The organism is Nesterenkonia sp. PF2B19 (assembly GCF_001758425.2).
Taxonomy (GTDB): Bacteria; Actinomycetota; Actinomycetes; order Actinomycetales; family Micrococcaceae; genus Nesterenkonia; species Nesterenkonia aethiopica.
The window spans coordinates 1-8,232 of record NZ_MDSS02000088.1 but is presented as its reverse complement, the minus strand read 5'-3'; the positions used below and the strand labels follow the sequence as shown (position 1 = coordinate 8,232).

Below are 8,232 nucleotides of genomic sequence, written 5' to 3'. Positions count from 1 at the left end.
CACCTCATCGACGAACCGCGCGTAGAACGCCGTCGCAGACTCCGTGGCCTCAGCACTGAGCCCACCCACCAGCTTCGGCGTGTTCGTGATCCCGAAACGAGTGGATCCCGGGTCCACCCGCTCCGGGGAATAGGCCAGCAGGAAGTCCTGACCATGGACCAGACCCGAGGACTCCAGAATCGGCAGCACCACACCATCAGTGGTGCCCGGATACGTCGTCGATTCCAGGATCACCGTGGTCCCCGCCGAGAGATGCTCCGCGATCGTCCGGGCCGAGGCCTCCACCGCCCGCAGATCCGGGCCACCCTCCTCACTCAGAGGAGTCGGCACACAGATCACGATCACCGACGCCGACTCCAACCCGGACGGATCAGCAGAAGCCCGGAACCCCTGCGAGAGCATCACCGCCACATCAGCATCCGAGAGATCATCCACATGCGAGACACCCGAATTCAGATCCCCCACCAGAGACTCCGAGACATCGAACCCCACCGTAGGGATCCCGGCAGCCACCGCCGCCTGCGCCAACGGCAGCCCCACATACCCCTGGCCGACGATCACAGCAGGACGGTCCTGGGATGGGGTGCTCTTCGCCGCGGGAGCGGCTCCGGAGTGAGTGTTCGATGCGTCTGTCACGTCAGTCCTTCGGTCTCTGGAGCAACCAGTCGGATGCCACTGTCACTCTATCGCCCGACGGCGGCGTGGCCCGGGCCCTTCCCCGGTGCCGTCACGTCGACCGTACCGGGGAGTTCGACTCAACATGTTGGTCACTCGTGCTCTCCGGGCAGAAGCAGCGGAAGTCTCGGTGCGATGAAGAACCCTTCGAAGACCACTCCCGGCCACCGCCTCGAGTGGACAAGGGCACGATTCAGGAGCCGTTCGGCTCGCTCCGTAAAGTCCCTCACGCTCTCGCTCGTTCCTGCAACGACCAGGCGAGGAGCATCGGTCTCATATCGGACGCCTCCCGAGACGCCGGCCTGACGAGCAGCTCGCGCCAAGAGTCTCACCTGCCGATCGGTCAGCGTCAGCCCGGGTTCGAAGGAGTGGTAGCGCCGCACGGGGTACAGATGGTCCGGCAGCGGAGCCACGGTGACGGCCGAGGCGCTTCCCCTGTTGAGCGGGACGAGCAGATCATCGATGTTCAGTGCCAAGCTCTCAGTGCTCTCCGACCCGCGCGTGGATTCCGGGAAGAAGTGGTCGATGATCGCTGTGGGCACGGGCCGACCCTGTCCTCGCGTGGGATACATGTTCAACCCGATGTGCGCTCGAGCATTGAGCTCGATGACCACGTACTTGCCGGTGGCCCTGTCGTAGAGGACGTCCACGCCGGCCGCAGCAAGTCCCGGGATCGCCTGTACGGCGGCGACTGCCGACCGCAGCACCTCCTGGGGAAGATCATCGGTGACGTCTTCGGAGTCGCCCCCTGCGCTCGCGTTCGCCTTATCCCGCAGCTGCACGTGCTGGCCAACCTCCGGAACGTCCGACATGGTGAGGTTCTGTCGATCGAGGAGCCGTTCCGTTTCGATGTCCGGCCGGATGAGGCCCTTGGAGAGGAATGGGTTGCGTCGCCGGTCGGAGTTCTTCTCGCGGATGAGTGTCTTCACATCCTTGGCGCCGTCGCCGATGACATGAGCCGGCACCCGCAGGCAGGCACCGACTGCAGAGTCTCCGACGACGTAGATCCGATAGTCGTCCCCGGCCACATGGTCCTCCAGGAGAATCCGACCGGTCTTCGGCTGCCGACGGAGGTGTTCGTAGTACTCACGAAGACCTTCGGCAGTCGTGATGTTGACGAAGACTCCTCGGCCCATGCTCCCCCGAGCAGGCTTCACCACGACCGGCCACTGGTGGTCCCTGTCGGCCAGGTCGACCACCTCATCGGCCGCAGCCCCGTCCGGCACCACCTGCGACATCGGGACAGGCACACCCGCACCCCGAAGCAGGGCCAAGGCACGGTCCTTGTCCTCGACGATCTCATGGGCTTCCTTCGTGGTGAACGAGGATCTCGACCCGTTGAACGCCACGTTGCGGTCACCATCACTGACGGTGAAGGTGACACCTGTCGCACCCGTGAACTGCACGCTCAGGCCTCGGCGCCACGCCTCGGTCGCGATGGTCCCGCTGGAGAGGCGCTGCGCGCCGTAGATCTGCCTCACGAGGTGGGATTCGAATCCGCTGGGCCACACCGGCCCGGGCTCCTCCCCCCGACCGGTGGAGATGATTTCGGCTGATCCGCCCTTCTCAGACTCCTCTGCGGGGCCACTCGTCACCGTGGCATCAGTCGAGGCGAGCTCATTCTCCGCCGCGGAAGAAGCCATCCATCGGACGAACTCACGCAAGCTCCCTGCGATCACGTGATGGTCCCCGGCCAGCGAGGGCCGGGAGGCCATCCCCTCCACCAAAGGTCGCGCCCATTCGCCGTCCTGACTCTTGGGCACGACCAGGTCCACTGCCGCCCAACGGAGTTCAGGTATCGCGCGCACCGCGTGGACAGCCGCAGTGACGGACGCCTCCAGTACATGCTCCGGCAGCGCAGTGTCATCGGAACGTGCCCTCGTGACGCACCAGCCTCTGTCACGTCCTGCGTAGATGCGGAGTCGGACACCGGCTCGGCGCACCTGCGCGTACCACTCTCCTCCCTCGGCGCTGACCAGTTCCATGGCCATGTCGTAGGACACTGTGCGCTGCTTGACGCCCCCCAAGACGCCTTCTCCGGGATCAGAGTCAGTCGCGGCTTCGTACCCCCGAACGCGCGCCGACAGTCGGCAGGCTCAGAGACCAGTGCGCCCTTCGGGCGGAGCACTTGCGCCTCAGCCAGCAGTCGCCTGAACATCCCATGACGGCGCATGAACCGCCGAGGTGACAGCATGTCACTCGTCGTGGCCCCGCTCCGCAGGAACCAGAACTCTTCTCCTGACTGCCTGCGCGCATGGAACACCCCACCCAGTGACAGAACGTGCCAGCCCTCTTCGGTCAGGAGACTCTGCATGACCTGGCCCAGCAGTGCCGACTGCACGCCAGAAGGCCAGGCCTCGCCCACGTGCTCCCTCACCGTTCTGGGAGCGGCGGACACGAGTGGGACAGGTCCGATCGGCTCCGCATCTGCGGAACCATGCTCACGCCGCATCGTCCACACGGCTCCGGCCACGTCCCGCGGGCTGCCCTCGACTGGGTGAGTGGCTCCGCCGTAGCCCGCGTTGATGTTCGCCTCCAGGACGCAAGGCTCGCCAGTCCGTTCATCGGTGACCACGTCGATACCGCCCCAGTGGAAGCCTGGAAGCGCTCCGGCTGCCGCCACAGCCAGCGCCGGGACCTCGGAGGCGACAGTGTCCGAGACCTCATGAGGCTCGCCCCCGCCGGAAAGCCCTCCCACGTTGCGCACCAAGACCTCGTCTTCCGGGGCAGGCACAGAAGCAAGGCTCAAGCCCTGAGCCGCCAACACGGTTTCCACGACGTGATCCTTGGGAATGGGCAGCCGCTCCAACATAGGGTTCTGGCGCCGCACGATGTTCTTCGCGTCAATGAGCTCCTCCACCGTGCTCACCCCGTCACCCACGACGCGGGGAAGCACTCGACGAATCACTCCGAAGCATTGGTGTGGAGTGACCACACACCGGTACTCCTCTGCGAAGGGAATCTGCTCCTCCACCACGACGCCCCGGCCACGCTTGGCTGCTCGCTTGTATGCGGCCCTGATGCTCTCGGCGTCCGCGAGTCCGACGGTCACCCCGCGCCCCCTGGAGCCGATCTGGGGTTTCACCACCACAGGACCGTGCAGGGTCTCCGCCCAAGCCACGGCCTCCTCAGCGTCACGGGCCGCGATCCCCCGGGGAGTCCGTACGCCGGCAGCCTCGAGGAAGCGCCGTGACAGATCCTTGTCGTCGACGATGGCCGCGGCCACTGCGGATTCATGATTGATCGCCCCGTCGATGACGTAGCGTCGCCCTCGAGCAGCCAGCACTCCTTGCCGAGTGCTGAGCCATGTGATGGACCCTCCGTCCCGAGCTCCGGCTTTCGTCACTAACTGGGCCGCGACTCTGTTCAGCCGGGGTTCCCACATCAGCTCATCGGGGTCGACACCTCGAAGGTCCATCATTTTCTCTCTTTCTCAAGGAGGGGCACGACTGTCACGTTTCAGCATCTACAGTGTGCCGGTGGTACGAGGAATGCTCCCCAGAGCGAGGCTCAGCAACAGTCATCTGGGCGGTGCCATACGACTCAATGGGGGATATCACGCGTTCTCAGGCGCTGTACTGCCCGCGCGGCAGCTCACGTCGATGGCCCGCCCTCGGCAGCGGGTGATGCGTCGCCCGCTTCCGGCACGCCTAGGGTGAAGCTCCCCGCTCCGGTGGGCTCCGCCGGCCGCGAGTCGACGGCCATCAGGTGCTCACCGGCGAGGTGGCCGGCCACAGCCAGCTCGTTGAACAGCGCGACGGCGGCGGCGAAGCCCTCCAGATGGCCGCGGGCGATGCCGCCGACGACGTCCTCAGCCTCCGCCCGTCCGCACAGCCCGGCCCGCGAGGCCGCGGCGCGGAGGTGCTCCAGGAACGCGTCCATCACGGACACGCCCTCCCAGCGGACGTCGAGGGCGACCTCGTCCTGCGGCTCGTCGAGCTGCTCGTCCTCGGCCACGGTGCGGGCCAGGACCCGCCGGGCCAGCTCAAGGCCCCAGGTCGGGTCCTGCGACGCCTGCAGGGCCAGCCAGGGCCGCTCCGAGACGTCGACGACGACCACGTCCTGCTCTGCGTGCGGAACTCCGGCGCCCCGGCTGAGCACCATGTCCACGGCGGAGACGGCGAGCCCGGGGAACACCTCGGCGACCTCCTGGACGTGCCGGATCAGCGTGGGGTGCGTGTCGTCGAGGATCTCGGCGCCCTCGCCGGAGAGGTCCCAGGCCCCGTGCGGGGAGCGGAAGGCGGAGACCACGTCGCCGCCGAGGAGGAGGAAGCGGACGAACTCGCCGCGGACCTGCTCCTCGATCAGGTACCGGTAGTTCTTCCGGGTCCTGGTCTGGTCCTCCTCGCGCGGGGTGTGGATCGCGGTGAACGCGTAGGAGGCGGTGGTGTAGTCCGGGCGCAGCTGCGGAGCCACCCGCAGGTCCCGGATGCGCTCCAGCAGCTCCTCGGTGCTGGTGATGCCGGTGGTGGTCTCGATCATGTTGTCGCCGACCATGGGCTTGAGCACCACCGGGAAGCCGTACCGCTCCGGGAAGCCGAGCGCCGCGCGGGTGCCGTGGCCGATGGAGTAGGTCGCCCCCTCCGGCACCCGGATGCGGTGCTGCTCGAGCATGGCGCGGCGGACCCGCCGGTCCTGGACCAGGGTCGCGGTGGAGAGCTGGGTCTGCTGCGGCACGCCGTGGGCGAAGGAGCCGCCGTCGAGCGCTCCTCCCGGGTGCGTGAGCAGCAGCGCCTGCCCGGGGAACAGCAGCGTCCCGCGGCCGGCCTGCAGGGCGGCGGTGTGCACCAGCCAGCCGTCGGTGAGTTCGGGCGGCAGTCAGCCGGGCGGGTGGGCCCCACGCCGAGGGCTCCGGGCGTATGCGGTGAGGTGGTCATCAGCTCCCCTTCCTGGCGAGGCGGACGGCGCGCCGCTTGACCGCGGCGGTGATGCGGGCCGGGTCGCGCAGCACGCGGGCGGCGCGCACCGGGTTCCGCATGGCCCGCACGGCCCTCTTCTTCAGGCTGCGCGAGGCGCCCTGGGCGGAGGGGTTCCGCCGGACCTCGAAGGTCTCCACCTCCGGGTCGGGCACGTGCACCGTGGTGACTGAGGTCGGACGGGCCCGGCGGGGCCCGAGCACGGCGGCGGTGGCCAGGGCGGCGACGGCGTCGGAGGGCCCCGAGACCACGGCCTCCACGGACTTGTCGGTCTTGTGGCGGATCCAACCGGTGCAGCCGAACTCGGTGGCGCGGCGGGCGAACCATCCGCGGTAGCCGACGCCGACCACCCGGCCGCGGGCCCGGATGCGGACGCTGATCCGCTCGGCCCGCTCGGGCAGGACCTCCAGTCCGAACTCTCCGGCGGCGCGGCGCAGGAACTGGCTGGAGACCCGGCGCGGAGTCCCGAACATCGGGTACTCGGCCACCGGCAGCGCGGCCACGGCGTTGAGCTCGCAGACCGCGCCCTCCTGCTCGTCCAGGGCGCGCGTGTGGTCCTCCAGGAGGAAGTCGACACCGCAGTAGGCCAGCCCGGGGACGGCCTTGACCGCCTGCACCGAGGCCTCCTTGATGCTGGGGTGGAGGTCGTCGAGGATCTCGATGGAGTCCCCGCCCTGGGTGAGGTTGTTGGCGCTGTTGAGGAAGACCCGCTCCCCCGCCGGGACCACGCTGTGGGCCTCATAGCCGGCCTTGGCGATCTCATGACGCGTGGTGGCGTTCCACTTCAGCTTCAGGGTCGCCAGGTGCGAGTTCTGCTTCCGGGCGGCGTTCTTCGCCAGGATCAGCTCGATGAGCGTCGAGGTGCCGTCGCCGACGACGGAGGCCGGCACACGTTCGACGGCGGCCACGACCTCCTCACCGAGGACCATGATGCGGTAGTCGCGGCCATGGATGTGCTTCTCCACGATGAAGTCGCCGGAGCCCATCACGGACTGGCGCATGCGCTCCAGGGCGGAGCGCAGCTCGCCGGGCCCTTCGATGTTGGCGGTGACGCCCACCCCCATGGAGCCGGCCGCCGGCTTGAGCACCACGGGGTAGCCGATCCGTTCGGCGTACTGCAGGGCACTGGCGGCGTCGCCGTTGCTGAAGGTGCGCCCGCGCGGCACCGGGCAGCCGCTGCGGTCCAGCAGGATCCGGGTGGACTCCTTGTGCCGGACGATCGAGGCGGCCACCACGCTGGAGAGCGGCCAGCGGGCGGTGCGGAAGGCCAGCGGGGGCCGCACGCCGTCGTCGGCCTGGAACGTGGACTTGTTGAACCGCCGGGTGTTCAGCCCGTAGGCGAGCGCCTCCCGCTCCACGATGTGCCCGTGGACGGCGTAGGAGCCCATCGGGCGGATGTAGTCGACGTCGTCGTAGGTGCGCGCGGGCCGTCCGTCCAGGGTCGGCGCGGGCGGCGTGGGGTAGGTGGCGTAGTTGATGACCGCGCCGACCAGGCCCTCGTAGCTGAGGTCGATGCCCAGCCCGGGGACGTCGGGGACCACGACCTGGTGCAGGACGTCGTCGGAGTCGTACTCGGGCTCGTACTCAGCCTCGTCGTCCTCGTCCGCCTCGTCGTCGGCGTCGTGGCCGCCGGCCTCAGACTCGTCGTCGCTCTCGCGGGCGGCCTGGCGCGCGGCCTCCAGTTCAGAGTCCAGCTCAGAATCGACGTCGGGCTCGGCCTGAGGCTCCCCCTCCACCTCCGGGTCGGCCTCTGCCCCCTCGGCGAACGCGTCGTCCTCCTCCGGCTCCTCGGCGCCCTCCCAGCCGCTGTCGGCCTGCTTCTCGTCAGGACCCTCGGGCTCCCCCGGACGTCCGGCCTCGTCAGCGGCCTCCTCAGCGGCCTCCTCAGTGGCGGCCGTCGGCGGCGGCCTCCTGGGCGGCGAGCGCGGCGGCCTCCTCAGGGTCCAGCACTCGGGTGGTGATCGCCAGCTGGTTCTCCACGACGGCGGCCAGCCGGGCGGCGTCGATCCGCGGCATCGCCAGAGCCAGGTGGCGCAGGGCCGAGGTGGTCAGGCGGCTTGCGCCGATCATGCGGGTCAGCCCGACGACGGCGTCCGGGCTGATGCGCAGCACGGCGTCGGCGAGCTCCAGGCTCTCCAGCAGGCCGCCGGCCTGCGCAGGGCGGATGTTGATGGCCTGCAGCGGGCCGCGGCCGCGCACCTCGACGATGTCGGCGGCGTCCCACACGGCCCCGTCGGCCATGATCCGCAGTGTCAGGGTCCTCCCACGGGCGGACCGCGTGAGTCGGTCGGCGCGGCGCTGCAGAGCCGGCAGCCGGTCCGCGTGCTCGGAGGAGGTCGGCTGGGCGAGCACGGTCTCCGCGGCAGTCGGCCGGCGGCCATCTCGCGGGCGATCCCCGTGACCAGCCGGTGGGCCTCCTCCGGACTGAGCGTCCCGGACGGGGTGATCCACAGGGGGCGGCCTGCGTCGGCCGGGTCTTGCGCCCGAGCCGTGGAGACCACCAGGTCGAGGAAGGCCATGGCCTGGTCGACGTCGGCGGGGACGATCACCCGGGTGTGGTCGTAGTGCTCGCGCTGCTGCTCGAGACGGTCGGCCAGGCGCTCAGGGGCGACCCGCGGGGAGAGCGCCGTGGGCGCAGCGG

General features: G+C 69.3%; 7 protein-coding genes. All 7 read right to left on the bottom strand.

Going from position 1 to position 8,232, the window contains the following annotated elements; genetic code table 11:
- Positions 1–636 (bottom strand): nucleotide sugar dehydrogenase (locus BCY76_RS16440; protein WP_442935370.1); only part of this gene is annotated, 636 nt, incomplete at its 3' end.
- Positions 637–767: 131 nt separating this feature from the next.
- Positions 768–2,438, bottom strand: a complete 1,671-nt coding sequence (locus tag BCY76_RS16435; protein ID WP_237090240.1) for an ATP-grasp domain-containing protein — start codon at positions 2,436–2,438, stop codon at positions 768–770.
- Positions 2,351–4,060 carry an ATP-grasp domain-containing protein gene (locus BCY76_RS20855; RefSeq protein ID WP_442935371.1) on the bottom strand — a complete coding sequence of 570 codons (1,710 nt, stop codon included), beginning with the start codon at positions 4,058–4,060 and terminating at the stop codon, positions 2,351–2,353. The genes BCY76_RS16435 and BCY76_RS20855 overlap by 88 nt, the downstream gene beginning before the upstream one ends.
- Before the next feature lie 209 nt (positions 4,061–4,269).
- Positions 4,270–5,463, bottom strand: a complete 1,194-nt coding sequence (locus BCY76_RS16425) for a hypothetical protein (RefSeq protein WP_085437932.1) — start codon at positions 5,461–5,463, stop codon at positions 4,270–4,272.
- Between the two features lie 88 nt (positions 5,464–5,551).
- On the bottom strand, positions 5,552–7,327 hold the full coding sequence (locus BCY76_RS16420) for an acylphosphatase (protein ID WP_085437931.1): 1,776 nt from the start codon (positions 7,325–7,327) through the stop codon (positions 5,552–5,554).
- 148 nt (positions 7,328–7,475) lie between these two features.
- Entirely contained in the window at positions 7,476–7,832 is a 357-nt protein-coding gene (locus BCY76_RS16415; RefSeq protein WP_085437930.1) for a hypothetical protein, read from the bottom strand.
- 11 nt (positions 7,833–7,843) lie between these two features.
- Positions 7,844–8,232, bottom strand: a 389-nt coding sequence (locus tag BCY76_RS18340; protein ID WP_170922739.1) for a hypothetical protein, incomplete at its 5' end; no start/stop codon positions are given.

What these genes read in the sequence shown, in the direction of transcription:
- BCY76_RS16415 (WP_085437930.1), bottom strand. Translation starts at nt 7,832, where the DNA reads ATGGCCGACGGGGCCGTGTGGGACGCCGCCGACATCGTCGAGGTGCGC.
- BCY76_RS20855 (WP_442935371.1), bottom strand. Translation starts at nt 4,060, where the DNA reads ATGTGGGAACCCCGGCTGAACAGAGTCGCGGCCCAGTTAGTGACGAAA.